General features: G+C 67.9%; 18 protein-coding genes, 1 tRNA gene and 1 pseudogene. 17 read left to right on the plus strand and 3 right to left on the minus strand.

All coding sequences use genetic code 11. The annotated features are described in order from the left end of the window. Positions 1 to 56 precede the first annotated feature (56 nt). Genes ACGFR9_RS04280 through ACGFR9_RS04290 form a run of 3 tightly spaced genes read left to right on the plus strand, consistent with a single transcriptional unit; the run spans position 57 to position 2050 of the window. The gene (locus tag ACGFR9_RS04280) at positions 57 to 509 is read left to right on the plus strand and encodes a MaoC family dehydratase N-terminal domain-containing protein (RefSeq protein WP_393202819.1); all 453 of its coding nucleotides are present in this window, start codon (positions 57 to 59) and stop codon (positions 507 to 509) included. Positions 510 to 514: 5 nt separating this feature from the next. Continuing rightward, the gene (locus ACGFR9_RS04285; RefSeq protein WP_393202821.1) at positions 515 to 943 is read left to right on the plus strand and encodes a MaoC family dehydratase; all 429 of its coding nucleotides are present in this window, start codon (positions 515 to 517) and stop codon (positions 941 to 943) included. A 51-nt stretch (positions 944 to 994) separates the two neighbouring features. Beyond that, on the plus strand, positions 995 to 2050 hold the full coding sequence (locus ACGFR9_RS04290) for a UDP-N-acetylmuramate dehydrogenase (protein WP_393202823.1): 1056 nt from the start codon (positions 995 to 997) through the stop codon (positions 2048 to 2050). 192 nt (positions 2051 to 2242) lie between these two features. Here ACGFR9_RS04290 and ACGFR9_RS04295 read toward each other — a convergent pair whose 3' ends face one another. Both ACGFR9_RS04295 and ACGFR9_RS04300 read right to left on the minus strand, forming a co-directional pair. Beyond that, a complete protein-coding gene (locus ACGFR9_RS04295) occupies positions 2243 to 3313 on the minus strand; it encodes an adenosine deaminase (protein WP_393202825.1) in 1071 nt (356 codons plus the stop codon). Between the two features lie 123 nt (positions 3314 to 3436). Then, positions 3437 to 4663: a pyridoxal phosphate-dependent aminotransferase gene (locus ACGFR9_RS04300; protein WP_393202827.1), complete on the minus strand. Its 1227-nt coding sequence runs from the start codon at positions 4661 to 4663 to the stop codon at positions 3437 to 3439. Positions 4664 to 4934: 271 nt separating this feature from the next. Between ACGFR9_RS04300 and ACGFR9_RS04305 the strand changes: the two genes are divergently transcribed. The 12 genes from ACGFR9_RS04305 (at position 4935) to ACGFR9_RS04360 (ending at position 18994) form a co-directional block, all read left to right on the plus strand. Further along, positions 4935 to 5007 (plus strand) — tRNA-Trp (locus tag ACGFR9_RS04305). Positions 5008 to 5118: 111 nt separating this feature from the next. Then, a complete protein-coding gene (gene secE / locus ACGFR9_RS04310) occupies positions 5119 to 5406 on the plus strand; it encodes a preprotein translocase subunit SecE (RefSeq protein ID WP_030220886.1) in 288 nt (95 codons plus the stop codon). Positions 5407 to 5486: 80 nt separating this feature from the next. Next, positions 5487 to 6341, plus strand: coding sequence for a transcription termination/antitermination protein NusG (gene nusG / locus ACGFR9_RS04315; protein ID WP_393202829.1), 855 nt, complete (start codon positions 5487 to 5489; stop codon positions 6339 to 6341). Positions 6342 to 6508: 167 nt separating this feature from the next. Beyond that, complete coding sequence (gene rplK, locus ACGFR9_RS04320) at positions 6509 to 6943, plus strand: 50S ribosomal protein L11 (protein ID WP_004927359.1); 435 nt, start codon at positions 6509 to 6511, stop codon at positions 6941 to 6943. Positions 6944 to 7025: 82 nt separating this feature from the next. Next, positions 7026 to 7751 (plus strand): 50S ribosomal protein L1, encoded by a 726-nt coding sequence (gene rplA / locus ACGFR9_RS04325; RefSeq protein ID WP_030220897.1) that lies wholly within the window; start codon positions 7026 to 7028, stop codon positions 7749 to 7751. Positions 7752 to 7920: 169 nt separating this feature from the next. Next, a complete protein-coding gene (locus ACGFR9_RS04330) occupies positions 7921 to 8859 on the plus strand; it encodes a hypothetical protein (protein WP_393202832.1) in 939 nt (312 codons plus the stop codon). Between the two features lie 297 nt (positions 8860 to 9156). Next, complete coding sequence (gene rplJ / locus ACGFR9_RS04335; protein ID WP_030220903.1) at positions 9157 to 9687, plus strand: 50S ribosomal protein L10; 531 nt, start codon at positions 9157 to 9159, stop codon at positions 9685 to 9687. Between the two features lie 147 nt (positions 9688 to 9834). Further along, a complete protein-coding gene (gene rplL, locus ACGFR9_RS04340) occupies positions 9835 to 10215 on the plus strand; it encodes a 50S ribosomal protein L7/L12 (protein ID WP_030220906.1) in 381 nt (126 codons plus the stop codon). A 146-nt stretch (positions 10216 to 10361) separates the two neighbouring features. Next, the gene (locus ACGFR9_RS04345) at positions 10362 to 10538 is read left to right on the plus strand and encodes a hypothetical protein (RefSeq protein ID WP_158713695.1); all 177 of its coding nucleotides are present in this window, start codon (positions 10362 to 10364) and stop codon (positions 10536 to 10538) included. 256 nt (positions 10539 to 10794) lie between these two features. Next, entirely contained in the window at positions 10795 to 14280 is a 3486-nt protein-coding gene (rpoB, locus tag ACGFR9_RS04350) for a DNA-directed RNA polymerase subunit beta (protein ID WP_393202834.1), read from the plus strand. Positions 14281 to 14374: 94 nt separating this feature from the next. Beyond that, complete coding sequence (locus ACGFR9_RS04355) at positions 14375 to 18286, plus strand: DNA-directed RNA polymerase subunit beta' (protein ID WP_393202836.1); 3912 nt, start codon at positions 14375 to 14377, stop codon at positions 18284 to 18286. Between the two features lie 177 nt (positions 18287 to 18463). Beyond that, positions 18464 to 18994 (plus strand): DUF1707 and DUF4190 domain-containing protein, encoded by a 531-nt coding sequence (locus ACGFR9_RS04360; RefSeq protein WP_393202838.1) that lies wholly within the window; start codon positions 18464 to 18466, stop codon positions 18992 to 18994. A gap of 66 nt (positions 18995 to 19060) precedes the next feature. Here ACGFR9_RS04360 and ACGFR9_RS04365 read toward each other — a convergent pair. Continuing rightward, positions 19061 to 19396 (minus strand): annotated as a pseudogene (locus ACGFR9_RS04365) (cyclic nucleotide-binding domain-containing protein); the annotation flags it as partial. Positions 19397 to 19809: 413 nt separating this feature from the next. On the opposite strand from ACGFR9_RS04365, the gene rpsL reads away from it, so the two are divergent. Beyond that, complete coding sequence (gene rpsL, locus ACGFR9_RS04370; RefSeq protein WP_003948652.1) at positions 19810 to 20181, plus strand: 30S ribosomal protein S12; 372 nt, start codon at positions 19810 to 19812, stop codon at positions 20179 to 20181. A 2-nt stretch (positions 20182 to 20183) separates the two neighbouring features. After that, on the plus strand, positions 20184 to 20654 hold the full coding sequence (rpsG, locus tag ACGFR9_RS04375) for a 30S ribosomal protein S7 (protein ID WP_005481264.1): 471 nt from the start codon (positions 20184 to 20186) through the stop codon (positions 20652 to 20654). Positions 20655 to 20679 lie beyond the last annotated feature (25 nt).

The following is a 20679-nucleotide window of genomic DNA, read 5'->3' on the forward strand; positions in this document are numbered from 1 at the left end:
TCCCGTCGGACCAGACACCCAGGCAGACCCAGTCAGACACAGGAGGTGCCGCGCGCATGGCGCTCGACCAGTCCTTCGTGGGGCGGAGCTACCCGCCCACCGAGCCCTACGAGGTGGGCCGGGAGAAGATCCGCGAGTTCGCCGAAGCGGTGGGGGACGCCAACCCGGCGTACACGGACGCGGAGGCCGCCAAGGCGCTCGGCCACCCCGATGTGATCGCCCCGCCCACCTTCGTCTTCGCCATCACCTTCAAGGCCGCCGGGCAGGTCGTCGCCGATCCCCGGCTCGGCCTGGACTACAGCCGGGTGGTGCACGGCGACCAGAAGTTCGCCTACGTCCGTCCGGTGCGCGCGGGTGACCTGCTGACCGTCACCTCGACCATCGAGACGATCCGTTCGATGGGCGGCAACGACATACTCGACATCCGCGGCGAGGTGCACGACCAGCACGGCGAACACGTCGTCACCGCCTGGACCAAGCTGGTGGCCCGCGGGGCCGAGGAGGCGTGAAGCACATGACGGCACAGATCTCCTACGCCGACGTCGAGGTCGGCACCGAGCTGCCCGCACAGACGTTCCCCGTGACGCGCGCCACCCTTGTCCGGTACGCGGGTGCCTCCGGCGACTTCAACCCGATCCACTGGAACGAGCGGTTCGCCAAGGAGGTCGGCCTGCCCGACGTGATCGCGCACGGCATGTTCACCATGGCCGAGGCGATCCGCGTGGTGACCGACTGGGTGGGCGACCCGGGCGCGGTCGTCGAGTACGGCGTCCGCTTCACCCGTCCGGTAGTCGTCCCCGACGACGAGCAGGGCGCCGTCATCGAGGTCAGCGGCAAGGTCGCCGTCAAGCTCGACGACAACACGGTCCGCGTGGACCTCCTCGCGATGAGCGCCGGCCAGAAGGTGCTGGGCATGTCGCGGGCGGTCGTCCGGCTGAGCTGAGCCGACACATCGGGGGCGGGGCTGTCGGTGCCGTCTCGTAGTCTTGAGCCCGTGCAGGAACTCCACGACGCCCCCCTCGCCCCGTTGACCACCTTCCGGCTGGGCGGTCCCGCGACCCGGCTGGTCACCGCGACGACCGACGACGAGGTGATCGCCGTCGTCCGCGAGGCCGACGACAGCGGTACGCCGCTGCTGGTCATCGGCGGCGGCTCCAACCTGGTCATCGGCGACAAGGGCTTCGACGGCACCGCCCTGGTCGTCGCGACCAAGGGCTTCGCCCTGGACGGTACGCGGCTGGAGCTGGCGGCCGGCGAGGTGTGGACCGACGCCGTCGCCCGCACCGTGGAAGCCGGCCTCGCCGGAGTCGAATGTCTGGCCGGTATCCCCGGCTCGGCCGGCGCCACCCCGATCCAGAACGTGGGGGCGTACGGCCAGGAGGTCTCCTCCACGATCACCGAGGTCGTCGCCTACGACCGCAGGGCCGGCGAGACCGTCACCCTCGGCAACGAGGAGTGCGCCTTCTCCTACCGCCACAGCCGCTTCAAGGCCGACCCCGAGCGGTACGTCGTGCTGCGCGTGCGCTTCCGGCTGGAGGACGCGGGCGGCCTCTCCGGACCCGTCAAGTACGCCGAGACGGCCCGCGTCCTCGGCGTCGCGCCGGGCGAGCGGGTACCGCTGGCCACGGCCCGCGAGACGGTGCTGAAGCTCCGGGCGGGCAAGGGCATGGTCCTGGACCCCGAGGACCACGACACCTGGTCGGCCGGCTCCTTCTTCACCAACCCCGTCCTCGACGAGGTGACGTTCACCGCCTTCCGCGCGCGTGTCCGGGAACGCCTCGGCGACGGCGTGGAGCCTCCCGCGTACCCCGCGGGCGAGGGCCACACCAAGACCTCCGCCGCCTGGCTGATCGACAAGGCCGGCTACACCAAGGGCTACGGCGACGGCCCGGCCCGCATCTCCACGAAGCACACCCTCGCACTCACCAACCGGGGGGACGCGACCACCGAGGACCTTCTCGCGCTGGCCCGCGAGGTCGTCGCGGGCGTCCACGAGGCGTTCGGCATCACCCTGGTCAACGAACCGGTGACGGTGGGCGTCAGCCTGTAGCGGAATCTCCGTTGCCGGGGGGGCGAGGGCTGGGCGCGGGGTGTGACGCGGCCCGGTGGTCGCGGGGGCCGGGGCCGTTGCGCAGCCGGCGTTCGCGGGGTACCGCTGTGCCCACCCGTGCCGCCCGCGGTCCGATCGCCCACACTGACGACGGAGTTGTCGCGTCTGCCTCCGCGGCGCGGTTGCCCGCGGTCAGGCGGGGGTGGTGAGCCAGGTGTCCACGCCTGACAGGAGGTCCGACTTCACTGAGTCCGGAGCTGTCGAGGCGCGTACCGACTGACGGGCCAGTTCGGCCAGTTCCATGTCCGTGAAGGCGTGGTGGTGGCGGGCCAGCTCGTACTGGGCCGCGAGGCGGGAGCCGAAGAGCAGGGGATCGTCGGCGCCCAGGGCCAGCGGGACACCCGCGTCGAAGAGGGTGCGCAGGGGGACGTCCTCCGGCTTGTCGTAGACGCCCAGGGCCACGTTCGACGCCGGGCACACCTCGCACGTCACCTGGCGGTCCGCGAGCCGCTGCAGCAGCCGCGGGTCCTCCGCCGCCCGTACGCCATGGCCGATACGGTCCGCCTCCAGGTCGTCCAGACAGTCCCGCACCGACGCGGGCCCGGTCAGCTCGCCGCCGTGCGGTGCCGACAGCAGCCCGCCCTCGCGCGCGATCGCGAACGCCCGGTCGAAGTCGCGGGCCATCCCGCGCCGCTCGTCGTTGGAGAGGCCGAACCCGACGATGCCCCGGTCCGCGTACCGCACCGCCAGCCGGGCCAGGGTGCGCGCGTCCAGCGGATGCTTCATACGGTTGGCGGCCACCAGCACCCGCATCCCGATCCCGGTGTCCCGCCGCGCCGTGTCCACCGCGTCCAGGATGATCTCCAGCGCCGGGATCAGCCCGCCCAGCCGGGGCGCGTACGACGTCGGGTCGACCTGGATCTCCAGCCACCCGGAGCCGTCCCGCAGATCCTCCTCCGCCGCCTCCCGCACCAGCCGCTGGATGTCCTCGGGCTCCCGCACGCACGAGCGCGCCGCGTCGTACAGCCGCTGGAAACGGAACCAGCCGCGCTCGTCCGTGGCCCGCAGTCTCGGCGGCTCCCCGCTCGTCAGCGCGTCGGTCAGCGACTCGGGCAGGCGCACGCCGTACTTGTCGGCCAGTTCCAGCACGGTGGTGGGCCGCATGGACCCGGTGAAGTGCAGGTGCAGATGGGCCTTGGGCAGTTCGGAGAGATCACGCACACGCGGGGGGTTCGGGGGGTGCCCCCCTGAAGAGCTCAGCATTCGCCGATCCTGCCGCACACCCTCGCCGTCCCGGTAGCGCTTTCCCCTTTAGTGGTCTTGCTCGCACAAACGAACAGGGGCACCCGGGAGATCCCGGGCGCCCCTGCGAGGTAGGAGACGACGTCAGTCGCGGGCCTCCGCGAGCAGCTTCTGGAGGCGGCTCACACCCTCGACGAGGTCCTCGTCACCCAGCGCGTACGACAGCCGCAGATAGCCGGGTGTGCCGAACGCCTCACCCGGTACCACCGCGACCTCGGCCTCCTCGAGGATGAGCGCCGCCAGCTCGACCGAGCTCTGCGGACGCCTGCCGCGGATGTCCTTGCCGAGCAGCGCCTTCACCGAGGGGTAGGCGTAGAACGCGCCCTCGGGCTCCGGGCAGACCACACCGTCGATCTCGTTGAGCATCCGGACGATGGTCCTGCGCCGCCGGTCGAACGCCTCCCGCATCGTCGCGACCGCGTCCAGGTTCCCGGACACGGCGGCGAGTGCGGCCATCTGGGCGACGTTGGACACGTTGGACGTGGCGTGCGACTGGAGGTTGGTCGCGGCCTTCACCACGTCCTTCGGGCCGATGATCCAGCCGACCCGCCAGCCCGTCATCGCGTAGGTCTTCGCCACACCGTTGACCACGACGCACTTGTCGCGCAGCTCGGGCACCAGCGCGGGCAGCGACACGGACACGGCGTCGCCGTAGACCAGGTGCTCGTAGATCTCGTCGGTGAGCACCCACAGGCCGTGCTCGACGGCCCAGCGGCCGATCGCCTCGGTCTCGGCCTCGCTGTAGACCGCGCCGGTCGGGTTGGACGGGGAGACGAAGAGGACGACCTTCGTCCGCTCGGTGCGGGCCGCCTCCAGCTGCTCCACGCTCACGCGGTAGCCGGTGGTCTCGTCGGCGACGACCTCCACCGGAACACCGCCGGCCAGCCGGATCGACTCCGGGTACGTCGTCCAGTACGGCGCCGGGACGATGACCTCGTCGCCCGGGTCGAGGATCGCGGCGAAGGCCTCGTAGATGGCCTGCTTGCCGCCGTTGGTGACCAGGATCTGGGAGGGGTCCACCTCGTAGCCGGAGTCGCGCAGCGTCTTGGCGGCGATCGCGGACTTCAGCTCCGGCAGACCGCCGGCCGGGGTGTACCGGTGGTACTTCGGGTTCTTGCAGGCCTCGATCGCGGCCTCGACGATGTAGTCCGGCGTCGGGAAGTCGGGCTCACCGGCGCCGAAGCCGATCACCGGTCGCCCGGCGGCCTTGAGGGCCTTGGCCTTGGCGTCCACGGCGAGGGTGGCGGACTCGGAGATCGCGCCGACTCGGGCGGAGACCCGGCGCTCGGTGGGAGGGGTTGCAGCGCTCATGGGCCCATCGTTCCAGACCGGAAACCCACGCGGCACGGGGGTTTCACGGAGTGAACAGGTCCGGGTAAACCCCTGAACACCAGTCCGGATCGGCACCGCCGGCGCCGCCCGGCCAGGACGATCTTCCGCCGGAGCGCCCCTCCCAGGCACTTTCTGTTCGACGCCCGGCCCAGGAACACGTACACTCTCACCTCGTTGGCCTTCAGCGGCCCGCGCTCAGCCGGTGTACACCAAGCATCCGGTCGGATGCGGTACGTTGGGGAACGCACAAAGGGTCGTAGCTCAATTGGTAGAGCACTGGTCTCCAAAACCAGCGGTTGGGGGTTCAAGTCCCTCCGGCCCTGCTATACACACACCTTCGCCAGGATGTGTGCGCATGTACGTACAGCAATGCACCGCCGTGCGGGCTCGAACCGGGCGCGGCACGGCCACGACCCGGAATCAGGTGAGGACGAGTGACGGACGCCGTGGGCTCCATCGACATGCCTGATGCCCAGGACGAAGCACCGGATTCCAAGAAGAAGGCCCGCAAGGGCGGCAAGCGGGCCAAGAAGGGCCCGCTGAAGCGCCTCGCCCTCTTCTACCGTCAGATCGTCGCGGAGCTCCGCAAGGTCGTCTGGCCGACGCGGAATCAGCTGACGTCGTACACGACGGCAGTGATCGTCTTCGTCGTCCTGATGATCGGTCTGATCACCCTGATCGACTATGGCCTCAGCCACGCCGCCAAGTACGTCTTCGGCTGAGCCGAGAGCGAAGAGCGCCGAGGTATCCGGCGCTCCTTTTCGCATGTTCCACCCCTTGCATCCAGGAAGAAGCAGCCACCGTGTCTGACCCGAACGTGAACGACGCCGTCGAGCCTTACGGCGAAGGGGCCGAGTCCGCCGAGGACGCGCTCGCCGCCGTCGAGGGCGCGGACGTCGAGGACACCGAGGCCTCCGCCGAGGCCGAGGCTGCCGACACCGACGCGGACGAGAGCGCCGACGCGGACGAGACCACCGAGACGGACGAGACCACCGAGGCCGTGGAAGCGGCCGAGGAGGCCGAAGAGCCCGAGGACGACCGCGACCCGGTCGAGAAACTCCGCGAGGAACTGCGGACGCTGCCCGGCGAGTGGTACGTCATCCACACCTACGCGGGCTACGAGAACCGGGTGAAGACCAACCTGGAGCAGCGCGCCGTCTCGCTGAACGTCGAGGACTACATCTTCCAGGCCGAGGTGCCGCAGGAAGAGGTCGTCCAGATCAAGAACGGCGACCGCAAGACGATCAAGCAGAACAAGCTCCCGGGCTACGTCCTGGTCCGCATGGACCTGACGAACGAGTCCTGGGGTGTCGTCCGCAACACCCCCGGTGTCACCGGCTTCGTGGGCAATGCCTACGACCCCTACCCGCTGACGCTGGACGAGATCGTGAAGATGCTCGCCCCGGAGGCCGAGGAGAAGGCCGCCCGCGAGGCAGCCGAGGCCGAGGGCAAGCCGGCCCCGCAGCGCAAGGTCGAGGTCCAGGTGCTGGACTTCGAGGTCGGCGACTCGGTCACCGTCACCGACGGCCCGTTCGCCACGCTGCAGGCGACCATCAACGAGATCAACCCCGACTCCAAGAAGGTCAAGGGCCTGGTGGAGATCTTCGGCCGGGAGACGCCGGTCGAGCTCTCCTTCGACCAGATCCAGAAGAACTAGTCCTTCTGGCACAGAGCTTCCGCGCAGGTCAGCCGAGTGCTCGCGCACTTGGCTGACCTGCGCGGTTTTTGGCCGCGCATCCATACCCGTTATCGTTGTGCGGTATGCCTGCGTCCGGGTTGTCCCCTGACGCGGGCAGGACCCGAATCGAAAGGACCCGGAGAGTCATGCCTCCCAAGAAGAAGAAGGTCACGGGGCTCATCAAGCTCCAGATCCAGGCCGGTGCCGCGAACCCGGCCCCGCCGGTCGGCCCCGCGCTGGGTCAGCACGGCGTGAACATCATGGAGTTCTGCAAGGCGTACAACGCCGCGACCGAGTCGCAGCGTGGCTGGGTCATCCCGGTGGAGATCACGGTCTACGAGGACCGTTCCTTCACCTTCGTCACCAAGACCCCGCCGGCCGCCAAGATGATCCTCAAGGCCGCGGGTGTGGAGAAGGGCTCCGGCGAGCCGCACAAGACCAAGGTCGCGAAGATCACGCGTGACCAGGTCCGTGAGATCGCCACCACGAAGATGCCCGACCTCAACGCCAACGACCTGGACGCCGCCGAGAAGATCATCGCCGGCACCGCCCGTTCCATGGGCGTCACGGTCGAGGGCTGACCTCCACCCCCGCAAGCCAAGCAGTAGTGGAAGGGCCGGCTCGGCCCGGACCACGACTCCTCAGATTCCACAGGAGCTTTCAGTGAGCAAGCGCAGCAAGTCTCTCCGCGCTGCGGACGCCAAGATCGACCGGGAGAAGCAGTACGCCCCGCTCGAGGCCGTCCGTCTCGCCAAGGAGACGTCCACGAGCAAGTTCGACGGCACCGTCGAGGTCGCCTTCCGCCTGGGTGTCGACCCGCGCAAGGCCGACCAGATGGTCCGTGGCACCGTGAACCTCCCGCACGGCACCGGCAAGACCGCCCGGGTCCTGGTCTTCGCGACCGGTGACCGTGCCGAGGCCGCACGCGCCGCGGGCGCCGACATCGTCGGCGCCGACGAGCTGATCGACGAGGTGTCGAAGGGCCGTCTGGACTTCGACGCCGTCGTCGCCACCCCGGACCTCATGGGCAAGGTCGGCCGCCTCGGCCGCGTGCTCGGTCCCCGTGGTCTGATGCCGAACCCGAAGACCGGCACCGTGACCCCGGACGTCACCAAGGCCGTCAACGACATCAAGGGCGGCAAGATCGAGTTCCGCGTCGACAAGCACTCGAACCTGCACTTCATCATCGGCAAGACGTCGTTCGACGACACCAAGCTGGTGGAGAACTACGCCGCGGCGCTGGAGGAGATCCTCCGTCTGAAGCCGTCGGCCGCCAAGGGTCGTTACATCAAGAAGGCCGCCATCAGCACCACGATGGGCCCCGGCATTCCGCTCGACTCGAACCGCACCCGCAACCTCCTCGTCGAGGAGGACCCGGCCGCCGTCTGAGCCGGGCGGGCCGACCGACCGGCCCGTGCACCACAGCACACCCCGCCCCCGTGTCTCGCCCGAGACACGGGGGCGGGTTTTTTCGTACGACAGTGTCAGTGGAGTGGGCTACGGTCTCATTGCGTTCACAGACGTAGCACAGCGAACAAATCAACCAGGGGTGGGATTCATGGGCATGGCCGCATGGAAGCGTGTGGGGGTCTGTCTGACGGCCGTGGCCGTCGTCGCGGGCGTGGCGGGCTGTCAGGACGGTAACGGGGGCGGGACGAAGAAGAAGGCCGGAGGCTCCACGGAGTCCAAGGTCCAGACGCAGAACGAGATGACGGAAGTCCTCCAGGCCGCCTTCAAGAACACCTCGGAGGCCAAGTCCTCCAAGGTGCGCATGACGATGGAGATGCCGGCCGGCCCGATGGGCGGCGGGAGCATGGAGATGTCCGGCGTCCAGGGCTGGGACCCGGCCGTCATGGACGTCACCCTGAAGGGCTCGGCGCTCACCGAGGGCTCCCCGGACGCTCCCGAGCAGTCCCGCATGATCATGCTGGACGGCGTCATGTACGTGGACATGGGCGCGGAGTCGGCCGCCGAGATGGACGGCAAGCGCTGGATGAAGATGGACTTCGGTGCCATGGCCGAGGCGACCGGTGACCCCGCGGTCCAGAAGCAGATGACCGGCGGCCTGGAGAACATGAACCAGGACCCGGCGAAGCAGCTGGCCATGCTGCTCGGCTCCAAGAGCCTCAAGCACGTGGGCCCGGAGAAGGTCGACGGGGTCCGGACGCAGCACTACAAGGGCACGCTGAGCATCGAGGAGATGCTCGACGCCAACAAGGCGCTGGACGGCGTGTTCACCGGCGAGGAGCGTGAGCAGCTCGTCGCCAACATGAAGAAGAGCGGCCTGAAGGGCTACGACACCGAGGTCTGGGTCAACGAGGACGACTACCCGGCCAAGATGACCGTCGGCATGCAGATGTCCGAGGGCACGATGAAGATGACCGCCCACTACTCCGACTACGGAGCCGCAGCCGAGGTCAAGGCGCCGGCGGCGAGCGAGACGGTCGACTTCATGGAGATGCTCCAGGACCTGGAGGACCTGGGCGCCGACGCCTAGGAACGCCCCCGATCGGCCGATTTGCTTGTCGCCGATCCGTTCGCGTACTCTTCCACAGAAGCCAAAGACCGCTGGTCGTTGCCGTGTGCTCATCAGAGCATACGGTGGCCGAAGGATCCGCTGAACTGCGGACGACCCGCGCAGGTGTCAGTGGAAGAGTTCCCGGAGCTCGCTGCCGCAAGGAAGCGAACAACCGGTTGAGCTACGCCCCGTGCGCCTGCGCCGGGGCGTTTCGTTTTCCCCAGTCCTCCTTCGGGTCCGCGCGGTCCGAATCACCCGGAAGGAGGCCGAGGCTCTATGGCGAGGCCCGACAAGGCTGCCGCGGTTGCCGAGTTGACGGACCAGTTCCGCAACTCCAACGCCGCCGTGCTGACCGAGTACCGCGGTCTCACCGTGGCTCAGCTCAAGCAGCTGCGCCGTTCGCTCGGTGAGAACGCCCAGTACGCCGTGGTGAAGAACACGCTGACCAAGATTGCGGCCAACGAGGCCGGTATCTCGACGCTGGACGACCTGTTCAACGGTCCGACGGCAGTCGCCTTCGTCACCGGTGACCCGGTGGAGTCGGCGAAGGGTCTTCGTGACTTCGCCAAGGACAACCCGAATCTCGTCATCAAGGGCGGTGTCCTTGACGGCAAGGCGATGTCCGCCGACGAGATCAAGAAGCTTGCGGACCTCGAGTCCCGCGAGGTTCTGCTCGCCAAGCTGGCGGGCGCTTTCAAGGGCAAGCAGACGCAGACTGCTCAGCTCCTCCAGGCGCTCCCCTCGAAGCTCGTCCGCACCGTGGACGCGCTCCGTGCCAAGCAGGCCGAGCAGGGCGGTGCCGAGTAATTCGGCTCGCTTTCCGATCCTCGCCGCATGAACCGCATGAGGTGAGGGTCGACGCGGGCCCGACGTCTACGCAGTAATGCCGTAAGGCACACGCCCGCCTCACCCCGTACATCCGGCATCTGCCGAATTAGTGGAAGGACCGCCATCATGGCGAAGCTCAGCCAGGAAGACCTGCTCGCGCAGTTCGAGGAGATGACCCTCATCGAGCTCTCCGAGTTCGTGAAGGCCTTCGAGGAGAAGTTCGACGTCACCGCCGCCGCTGCCGTCGCCGCCGCCCCGGCCGCCGCTGCCGCCCCGGCCGAGGCTGCTGCCGAGCAGGACGAGTTCGACGTCATCCTCACCGGTGCCGGCGACAAGAAGATCCAGGTCATCAAGGTTGTGCGTGAGCTGACCTCCCTGGGTCTGAAGGAGGCCAAGGACCTCGTGGACGGCGCCCCGAAGCCCGTCCTCGAGAAGGTCGCCAAGGACGCCGCCGAGAAGGCCGCCGAGTCCCTCAAGGGCGCCGGCGCCTCCGTCGAGGTCAAGTAACACCCTCCGGGTCCCCAGGACCCGGCGCGCGTCCCCAGGGACGTGTAACGCTCGAGCGCTGAGGAGCGATCATCCATCCGGGTGGTCGCTCTTCGGCGTACCGGGGGGTCGGAGGCGGCTGCCTTGCCCCCGGGACGGCGGGGGGTATGGTGATCTTCGTTGTGGCCTCCACCGGCCGTGAAGATCGCCTGGTGGCAGGCGGTCACGGCAAGGGGGGCCTTGACGAACCGCACGCGGCGCGCAATTCTCAGGACGCGTCGTCACAAGGATCCGAATCCGAGGCATGGATCGACGGCAAAGAGGGCAGTATCACGGTGCGTTGAGGGCAGCGCCTTGTCGCAGGAGTTGAGAAGAACGAGGGCCTCCACCGGTCTCGCGGACCGGCATTGGACATCAGTGTGCCAAGTGGCTACACTGACCCTTTGCGCTGCCTGTTAGCTGTCCCCTGCCCGTCACCAGGGGCATGCCCTCACTCGAGTATGGACGACTGGATCATCTCTGACCTGGGATGTCTGTCTCTCTGCCCAGTGGGGGGCCGGTACGCGCGTAGTGAGTCCGAGCCCTCGGAAGGACCCCCTCTTGGCCGCCTCGCGCAACGCCTCGACCGCGAATACGAACAACGGCGCCAGCACCGCCCCGCTGCGCATTTCCTTTGCAAAGATCAAGGAGCCTCTCGAGGTTCCGAACCTGCTCGCGCTGCAGACCGAGAGCTTCGACTGGCTGCTCGGCAACACCGCCTGGCAGAGTCGGGTCGAGGAGGCTCTCGAGAACGGCCAGGACGTCCCCACCAAGTCCGGTCTGGAGGAGATCTTCGAAGAGATCTCCCCGATCGAGGACTTCTCCGGGTCGATGTCCCTGACCTTCCGTGACCACCGTTTCGAGCCGCCGAAGAACTCCATCGACGAGTGCAAGGAGCGCGACTTCACGTACGCCGCCCCGCTCTTCGTCACCGCCGAGTTCACCAACAACGAGACCGGCGAGATCAAGTCCCAGACCGTCTTCATGGGCGACTTCCCGCTCATGACGAACAAGGGCACCTTCGTCATCAACGGCACCGAGCGTGTCGTGGTGTCCCAGCTGGTCCGCTCGCCCGGCGTCTACTTCGACTCCAGCATCGACAAGACGTCCGACAAGGACATCTTCTCCGCCAAGATCATCCCGTCCCGGGGTGCCTGGCTGGAGATGGAGATCGACAAGCGCGACATGGTCGGCGTACGCATCGACCGCAAGCGCAAGCAGTCCGTCACCGTCCTTCTGAAGGCGCTCGGCTGGACCACCGAGCAGATCCTCGAGGAGTTCGGCGAGTACGAGTCCATGCGCGCCACCCTGGAGAAGGACCACACCCAGGGCCAGGACGACGCGCTGCTCGACATCTACCGCAAGCTCCGTCCGGGCGAGCCCCCCACGCGTGAGGCCGCGCAGACGCTGCTCGAGAACCTCTACTTCAACCCCAAGCGCTACGACCTGGCCAAGGTCGGCCGCTACAAGGTGAACAAGAAGCTCGGCGGGGACGAGCCGCTGGACGCCGGCGTGCTCACCACCGACGACATCATCGCCACCATCAAGTACCTGGTGAAGCTGCACGCCGGCGAGGTCGAGACGGTCGGCGGCTCCGGGCGTTCGATCATCGTCGAGACCGACGACATCGACCACTTCGGCAACCGCCGCATCCGTAACGTCGGCGAGCTGATCCAGAACCAGGTCCGTACGGGGCTCGCCCGTATGGAGCGTGTCGTGCGCGAGCGCATGACCACCCAGGACGTCGAGGCGATCACGCCGCAGACCCTGATCAACATCCGGCCGGTCGTCGCCTCCATCAAGGAGTTCTTCGGCACCAGCCAGCTGTCCCAGTTCATGGACCAGAACAACCCGCTGTCGGGGCTGACGCACAAGCGTCGTCTGAACGCCCTCGGCCCGGGTGGTCTCTCCCGTGAGCGGGCCGGCTTCGAGGTCCGCGACGTGCACCCGTCGCACTACGGCCGCATGTGCCCGATCGAGACGCCGGAAGGCCCGAACATCGGTCTGATCGGCTCGCTCGCCTCGTACGGCCGGATCAACCCGTTCGGCTTCATCGAGACGCCGTACCGCAAGGTTGTCGACGGCCAGGTCACCGACGAGGTCGACTACCTGACCGCCGACGAGGAGGACCGCTTCGTCATCGCGCAGGCCAACGCGCCGCTCAACGACGACATGCGGTTCGTGGAGAACCGGATCCTGGTCCGCCGCCGCGGCGGAGAGGTCGACTACGTCCCCGGCGACGAGGTCGACTACATGGACGTCTCGCCGCGCCAGATGGTGTCGGTCGCGACCGCCATGATCCCGTTCCTCGAGCACGACGACGCCAACCGTGCCCTCATGGGCGCGAACATGATGCGCCAGGCCGTGCCGCTGATCAAGAGCGAGTCCCCGCTCGTCGGCACCGGCATGGAGTACCGCTCCGCCGTCGACGCCGGCGACGTGGTCAAGGCCGAGAAGGACGGTGTGGTCCAGGAGGTCTCCGCGGACTACATCACCACCGCCAACGACGACGGCACGTACATCACGTACCGCCTGGCGAAGTTCTCCCGCTCCAACCAGGGCACCTCGGTCAACCAGAAGGTCATCGTCAACGAGGGCGACCGGATCATCACCGGCCAGGTCCTCGCCGACGGCCCCGCCACCGAGAACGGCGAGATGGCGCTCGGCAAGAACCTGCTGGTCGCCTTCATGCCGTGGGAGGGCCACAACTACGAGGACGCGATCATCCTGTCGCAGCGCCTCGTGCAGGACGACGTCCTCTCCTCGATCCACATCGAGGAGCACGAGGTCGACGCCCGTGACACCAAGCTCGGCCCCGAGGAGATCACCCGGGACATCCCGAACGTCTCCGAGGAGGTCCTCGCCGACCTCGACGAGCGCGGCATCATCCGCATCGGTGCCGAGGTCGTCGCCGGCGACATCCTCGTCGGCAAGGTCACGCCCAAGGGTGAGACCGAGCTGACCCCGGAAGAGCGCCTGCTGCGTGCGATCTTCGGTGAGAAGGCCCGTGAGGTCCGCGACACCTCGCTGAAGGTCCCGCACGGCGAGATCGGCAAGGTCATCGGCGTCCGCGTCTTCGACCGCGAGGAGGGCGACGAGCTTCCCCCCGGTGTCAACCAGCTGGTGCGCGTCTACGTCGCGCAGAAGCGCAAGATCACCGACGGTGACAAGCTCGCCGGCCGGCACGGCAACAAGGGCGTCATCTCCAAGATCAACCCGATCGAGGACATGCCGTTCCTGGAGGACGGCACGCCCGTCGACATCATCCTCAACCCGCTGGGTGTCCCGTCCCGAATGAACCCGGGACAGGTCCTGGAGATCCACCTCGGCTGGCTCGCCAGCCGCGGCTGGGACGTCTCCGGCCTCGCGGAGGAGTGGGCCGAGCGGCTCCAGGTCATCGGCGCCGACAAGGTCGAGCCCGGTACCAACGTCGCCACCCCGGTCTTCGACGGCGCGCGTGAGGACGAGCTCGCGGGTCTGCTCCAGCACACCATCCCGAACCGGGACGGCGAGCGCATGGTGCTCCCCTCCGGCAAGGCGCGGCTGTACGACGGCCGCTCGGGTGAGCCGTTCCCGGAGCCGATCTCGGTCGGCTACATGTACATCCTCAAGCTGCACCACCTGGTCGACGACAAGCTGCACGCGCGTTCGACCGGTCCGTACAGCATGATCACCCAGCAGCCGCTGGGTGGTAAGGCTCAGTTCGGTGGCCAGCGGTTCGGCGAGATGGAGGTGTGGGCACTCGAGGCGTACGGCGCCGCCTACGCCCTCCAGGAGCTGCTGACCATCAAGTCCGACGACGTCACCGGCCGAGTGAAGGTCTACGAGGCCATCGTCAAGGGCGAGAACATCCCCGAGCCCGGCATCCCCGAGTCCTTCAAGGTGCTCATCAAGGAGATGCAGTCCCTGTGCCTGAACGTGGAGGTGCTGTCCAGCGACGGTATGTCCATCGAGATGCGTGACACCGACGAGGACGTCTTCCGCGCGGCGGAGGAGCTCGGCATCGACCTGTCCCGGCGCGAGCCGAGCAGCGTCGAAGAGGTCTGACGGGAGTCCGGCGGCCTTCTTCCTGAAGGCCGCCGACCCCAGGACCCCCGTTTCAGACCCCATGACTTACAACCCTGAGAGGGATTGACGCATAGTGCTCGACGTCAACTTCTTCGACGAGCTCCGGATCGGCCTGGCCACCGCTGACGACATCCGTCAGTGGAGCCACGGCGAGGTCAAGAAGCCCGAGACGATCAACTACCGCACGCTCAAGCCCGAAAAGGACGGACTCTTCTGCGAGAAGATCTTCGGTCCGACCCGGGACTGGGAGTGCTACTGCGGCAAGTACAAGCGCGTCCGCTTCAAGGGCATCATCTGTGAGCGCTGTGGCGTCGAGGTCACCCGCGCCAAGGTGCGCCGTGAGCGGATGGGCCACATCGAGCTCGCCGCGCCCGTCACGCACATCTGGTACTTCAAGGGCGTACCGTCGCGCCTCGGCTACCTGCTCGACCTCGCCCCGAAGGACCTGGAGAAGGTCATCTACTTCGCGGCGTACATGATCACGTACGTCGACGAGGAGCGCCGCACCCGCGACCTGCCCTCGCTGGAGGCCCATGTCTCCGTCGAGCGCCAGCAGGTCGAGAACCGCCGCGACGCCGACCTGGAGGCCCGGGCCAAGAAGCTCGAGACCGACCTGGCCGAGCTCGAGGCCGAGGGTGCCAAGGCCGATGTGCGCCGCAAGGTGCGCGAGGGCGCCGAGCGTGAGATGAAGCAGCTGCGCGACCGTGCGCAGCGCGAGATCGACCGCCTCGACGAGGTGTGGAACCGGTTCAAGAACCTCAAGGTCCAGGACCTCGAGGGCGACGAGCTGCTCTACCGCGAGCTGCGCGACCGCTTCGGCACGTACTTCGACGGCTCGATGGGTGCCGCGGCGCTGCAGAAGCGCCTGGAGTCCTTCGACCTCGAGGAGGAGGCCGAGCGTCTCCGCGAGATCATCCGTACCGGCAAGGGCCAGAAGAAGACCCGTGCGCTCAAGCGCCTCAAGGTCGTCTCCGCGTTCCTGCAGACCAGCAACAGCCCCAAGGGCATGGTGCTGGACTGCGTGCCGGTCATCCCGCCGGACCTGCGTCCGATGGTGCAGCTGGACGGTGGCCGCTTCGCGACCTCCGACCTGAACGACCTGTACCGCCGTGTCATCAACCGCAACAACCGCCTGAAGCGGCTTCTCGACCTCGGCGCGCCCGAGATCATCGTGAACAACGAGAAGCGCATGCTCCAGGAGGCCGTGGACGCGCTCTTCGACAACGGCCGTCGCGGCCGCCCGGTGACGGGCCCCGGCAACCGTCCGCTGAAGTCGCTGTCCGACATGCTCAAGGGCAAGCAGGGCCGCTTCCGTCAGAACCTGCTCGGCAAGCGAGTCGACTACTCGGCGCGTTCCGTCATCGTCGTCGGCCCGCAGCTGAAGCTGCACCAGTGCGGTCTGCCGAAGGCCATGGCGCTGGAGCTCTTCAAGCCGTTCGTGATGAAGCGCCTGGTCGACCTGAACCACGCGCAGAACATCAAGAGCGCCAAGCGCATGGTCGAGCGCGGCCGCACGGTCGTGTACGACGTCCTCGAAGAGGTCATCGCGGAGCACCCGGTTCTGCTGAACCGTGCGCCCACGCTGCACCGCCTCGGCATCCAGGCCTTCGAACCGCAGCTGGTCGAGGGCAAGGCCATCCAGATCCACCCGCTCGTCTGCACCGCGTTCAACGCGGACTTCGACGGTGACCAGATGGCCGTGCACCTTCCGCTGTCCGCGGAGGCGCAGGCCGAGGCCCGCATCCTGATGCTGTCCTCGAACAACATCCTCAAGCCGGCCGACGGCCGCCCGGTGACGATGCCGACCCAGGACATGGTCCTCGGTCTGTTCTTCCTCACCACCGACGGCGAGATGCGCGACCTCAAGGGCGAGGGCCGTTCCTTCGCCTCGGTCGCGGAGGCGATCATGGCCTTCGACGCGGGCGAGCTGTCGCTCCAGTCGAGGATCGACATCCGCTTCCCGGTCGGCACCATCCCGCCGCGCGGCTGGACCCCGCCGGCGGGTGAGGAGGGCGCCGCGTCCGACAGCGGGGAGTGGCAGCAGGGTGACCCCTTCCGGCTGAACACCACGCTGGGCCGCGCGCTCTTCAACGAGCTGCTGCCCGAGGACTACCCGTTCGTCGACTACGAGGTCGGCAAGAAGCAGCTCTCGGAGATCGTCAACGACCTCGCCGAGCGCTACCCGAAGGTCATCGTGGCGGCGACGCTCGACAACCTGAAGGCGTCCGGCTTCTTCTGGGCCACCCGCTCCGGCGTCACCGTGGCCATCTCCGACGTCGTCGTTCCCGAGGCGAAGAAGGAGATCGTCAAGGGCTACGAGGCGCAGGACGAGAAGGTCCAGAAGCAGTACGAGCGCGGTCTGATCACCAAGGACGAGCGCACGCAGGAGCTCATCGCGATCTGGACCAAGGCGACCAACGAGGTCGCCGAGGCGATGAACGAGAACTTCCCGAAGACCAACCCGATCTTCATGATGGTGAACTCGGGTGCACGAGGCAACATGATGCAGATGCGTCAGATCGCCGGTATGCGTGGTCTGGTGTCGAACGCGAAGAACGAGACGATCCCGCGTCCGATCAAGGCCTCGTTCCGTGAGGGTCTGTCCGTGCTGGAGTACTTCATCTCCACGCACGGTGCCCGTAAGGGTCTGGCGGACACCGCTCTGCGTACCGCCGACTCGGGTTACCTCACCCGTCGTCTGGTCGACGTCTCCCAGGACGTCATCATCCGCGAGGAGGACTGCGGCACCGACCGCGGTCTGCGCCTCAAGATCGCGAGCCGGGACGAGACGGGCGTGCTCCGCAAGGAGGGCGACGTCGAGACCTCCGTGTACGCGCGCTGCCTCGCCGAGGACATCGTCGTCGACGGTCAGGTGCTTGCCCCGGCCGGCACGGACCTGGGCGACGTCCTCATCGAGGAGCTCGTCTCCCGCGGCGTCGAGGAGGTCAAGACCCGCTCGGTCCTGACCTGCGAGTCCGCCGTCGGCACCTGCGCGATGTGCTACGGCCGTTCGCTGGCCACCGGCAAGCTGGTCGACATCGGTGAGGCGGTCGGCATCATCGCCGCCCAGTCCATCGGTGAGCCCGGTACCCAGCTGACGATGCGTACCTTCCACACCGGTGGTGTGGCCGGTGACGACATCACCCAGGGTCTGCCCCGTGTCGTCGAGCTCTTCGAGGCCCGTACGCCGAAGGGTGTCGCCCCGATCTCCGAGGCCTCCGGCCGCGTGCGGATCGAGGAGACCGAGAAGACCAAGAAGCTCGTCGTCACCCCGGACGACGGCAGCGACGAGACGGCGTTCCCGATCTCGAAGCGTGCCAAGGTCCTGGTCGGCGAGGGCGACCACGTCGAGGTCGGCCAGCAGCTCACCGTGGGTGCCACCAACCCGCACGACGTGCTGCGCATCCTGGGTCAGCGTGCCGTCCAGGTCCACCTGGTCGGCGAGGTCCAGAAGGTCTACAACTCGCAGGGTGTGTCGATCCACGACAAGCACATCGAGATCATCATCCGGCAGATGCTGCGCCGGGTGACGATCATCGAGTCCGGCGACGCCGAGCTGCTGCCCGGTGAGCTGGTCGAGCGCTCGAAGTTCGAGACCGAGAACCGTCGTGTGGTCCAGGAGGGCGGTCACCCGGCCTCCGGTCGTCCGCAGCTGATGGGTATCACCAAGGCCTCGCTGGCGACGGAGTCCTGGCTGTCGGCCGCCTCCTTCCAGGAGACGACCCGGGTGCTGACGGACGCGGCGATCAACGCCAAGTCCGACAGCCTCATCGGCCTCAAGGAGAACGTCATCATCGGTAAGCTCATCCCGGCCGGTACGGGCCTGTCCCGCTACCGCAACATCCGGGTGGAGCCGACCGAGGAGGCCAAGGCCGCGATGTACTCGGCCGTCGGCTACGACGACATCGACTACTCGCCCTTCGGCACGGGCTCCGGCCAGGCCGTCCCGCTGGAGGACTACGACTACGGTCCGTACAACCAGTAGGCGAGTGCGCGCATGAACCGAAGGGCGGTCACCCCGTGGGTGGCCGCCCTTCGGCGTACCGGGAGCCGGGTGCCCGCACCGCGGGAAGGACGCGGTGGAACCAAACGCCCGGTACGGTGCGTTCAAGTGGGTGAAACCGTTCATCGGGGACATCCGCCCCGCCCCCGGGAGGCAGCCGTGTCGTACCCGACTCCGTGGCAGGGCAACCCGTTGCAGGGGCCCGGCGCCCCGTCGATGCTGGCCTCGCACGCCGACCGCGAGCGCGCGGTGGACGTGCTGCGGGCCGGGTACGGCGAGGGCAGGCTGGAGCATCCCGAGTTCGAGAAGCGTGTCGCCCGGGCCTATGCGGCCCGCACCGTCGCGGAGCTGTCGCTGCTGGTCGCCGATCTGCCACAGGGCCCGGTGCCGCATCCGGTGGCGGCCGCCGGACCGGTGCCGGCGACCTTCCTGCCCAGGTTGCAGCCGAGGACCAACGGCAAGGCGGTCGCCTCGATGGTCTGCGGCGTCCTGTGCGTGGTCACCGGCGGGCTCACGGGGCTGCCCGCCGTGATCCTCGGCCACCTGGCCCAGTCCGAGATGCGCCGCACCGGCGAGGGCGGAGACGGCCTCGCCGTGACCGGGCTGGTGCTCGGCTGGCTGTCGATCGCCGGCTGGGCGGTGTTCCTGGGCTTCGTCGGCCTGCTGGCCGTCGTGGCGGGTTCGGCCTGACCGGCCCGCTCGGGCTCCGCGGGTTCAGCGCGTCGGCTGGAGGTACGGCCGCAGGTGGTGCAGCCGGGCCACCGCCCGCACCGCCTCCGGCGCGGTCACCGCCGCCGACCGGGGACGCCCGGTCAGCGCCGCCGACTCCCTGACGACGTCGCCCGCACCCCGCAGGGCGAGCAGCGCCTCGTAGCCGTTGGCCGCCGCGGCTGTGACCTTCGTCCAGCCCTGGACCAGGAAGAGGACGTGGGAGGAGGGCTCACGCTGGTGCAGCGGCACGACCCGGGGAGCGAACCGCAGCTCCCGGCCGAGCGAGAGCAGCGCGGTCCGTTCCTGGCTCTCCAGACGGGCCGGAAACGGCACCCGGTCCTCCGGACCGCCGTCGTCCGGTCCGTGCGACGCCGATGTCATCAGGCTGCCCCCCCGTTCCTGTGCGGCGGACGGATCAAAGTACTGACCGCCCCCATGTAAAGGGCGCGATCCGGCCAACACGACATATCGGCCACGGACCGGCCACGGAACGGGCGGGGGTGCTCACGGAGCGTACGCTGGATGAAGTGGGAGAAGTCCGGCGTGCCGGGCCGTACGGCATTTGTTTTGACCGCAGCGTATGCGGTAGGTACGCTCAGACCTTGTGCCTGGGGTGTGCCCTGGCCTTCGTGCGTGCCATCACACCGCACCGGAGGGCGAGACACGGCCACCGTAATTCAGCGCCTTCTTCTGCCTCGCGGTGGGAGTCCGCAGGATTCGACACACCCGACCGCGTGGGTCGGTGAATGTTTCAGGTTAGCTTCACCATTCGGCACACAGAAACCGGAGAAGTAGTGCCTACGATCCAGCAGCTGGTCCGAAAGGGCCGGCAGGACAAGGTCGAGAAGAACAAGACGCCCGCACTCGAGGGTTCGCCCCAGCGCCGTGGCGTCTGCACGCGTGTGTTCACGACCACCCCGAAGAAGCCGAACTCGGCCCTGCGTAAGGTCGCGCGTGTGCGTCTGACCAGCGGGATCGAGGTCACTGCCTACATTCCGGGTGAGGGGCACAACCTGCAGGAGCACTCCATCGTGCTCGTGCGCGGCGGCCGTGTGAAGGACCTGCCCGGTGTTCGCTACAAGATCATCCGCGGTTCGCTCGACACCCAGGGTGTCAAGAACCGCAAGCAGGCCCGCAGCCGCTACGGCGCCAAGAAGGAGAAGTAGAAATGCCTCGTAAGGGCCCCGCCCCGAAGCGCCCGGTCATCATCGACCCGGTCTACGGTTCTCCTCTGGTGACCTCCCTGATCAACAAGGTGCTGCTGAACGGCAAGCGCTCCACCGCCGAGCGCATCGTGTACGGCGCCATGGAGGGCCTGCGCGAGAAGACCAGCAACGACCCGGTCATCACGCTGAAGCGCGCGCTGGAGAACATCAAGCCGACCCTCGAGGTCAAGTCCCGCCGTGTCGGTGGTGCGACGTACCAGGTTCCGATCGAGGTCAAGCCCGGTCGTGCCAACACGCTCGCGCTGCGCTGGCTGGTCGGTTACTCCCGCGCCCGTCGCGAGAAGACCATGACCGAGCGTCTGCTCAACGAGCTTCTCGACGCCTCCAACGGCCTCGGTGCCGCTGTGAAGAAGCGCGAGGACACGCACAAGATGGCCGAGTCCAACAAGGCCTTCGCGCACTACCGCTGGTAGTCGCTACCCACATCGAGACCGAGAG

Source organism: Streptomyces sp. NPDC048584 (assembly GCF_043199595.1).
Classification (GTDB): domain Bacteria; phylum Actinomycetota; class Actinomycetes; order Streptomycetales; family Streptomycetaceae; genus Streptomyces; species Streptomyces edwardsiae.

What these genes read in the sequence shown, in the direction of transcription:
- ACGFR9_RS04345 (WP_158713695.1), top strand. Translation starts at nt 10,362, where the DNA reads ATGGTGATCTTCGTTGTGGCCTCCACCGGCCGTGAAGATCGCCTGGTG.
- rplL (WP_030220906.1), top strand. Translation starts at nt 9,835, where the DNA reads ATGGCGAAGCTCAGCCAGGAAGACCTGCTCGCGCAGTTCGAGGAGATG.
- rpsG (WP_005481264.1), top strand. Translation starts at nt 20,184, where the DNA reads ATGCCTCGTAAGGGCCCCGCCCCGAAGCGCCCGGTCATCATCGACCCG.
- ACGFR9_RS04295 (WP_393202825.1), bottom strand. Translation starts at nt 3,313, where the DNA reads ATGCTGAGCTCTTCAGGGGGGCACCCCCCGAACCCCCCGCGTGTGCGT.
- ACGFR9_RS04285 (WP_393202821.1), top strand. Translation starts at nt 515, where the DNA reads ATGACGGCACAGATCTCCTACGCCGACGTCGAGGTCGGCACCGAGCTG.
- ACGFR9_RS04300 (WP_393202827.1), bottom strand. Translation starts at nt 4,663, where the DNA reads ATGAGCGCTGCAACCCCTCCCACCGAGCGCCGGGTCTCCGCCCGAGTC.
- rplK (WP_004927359.1), top strand. Translation starts at nt 6,509, where the DNA reads ATGCCTCCCAAGAAGAAGAAGGTCACGGGGCTCATCAAGCTCCAGATC.
- rplJ (WP_030220903.1), top strand. Translation starts at nt 9,157, where the DNA reads ATGGCGAGGCCCGACAAGGCTGCCGCGGTTGCCGAGTTGACGGACCAG.
- ACGFR9_RS04330 (WP_393202832.1), top strand. Translation starts at nt 7,921, where the DNA reads ATGGGCATGGCCGCATGGAAGCGTGTGGGGGTCTGTCTGACGGCCGTG.
- ACGFR9_RS04280 (WP_393202819.1), top strand. Translation starts at nt 57, where the DNA reads ATGGCGCTCGACCAGTCCTTCGTGGGGCGGAGCTACCCGCCCACCGAG.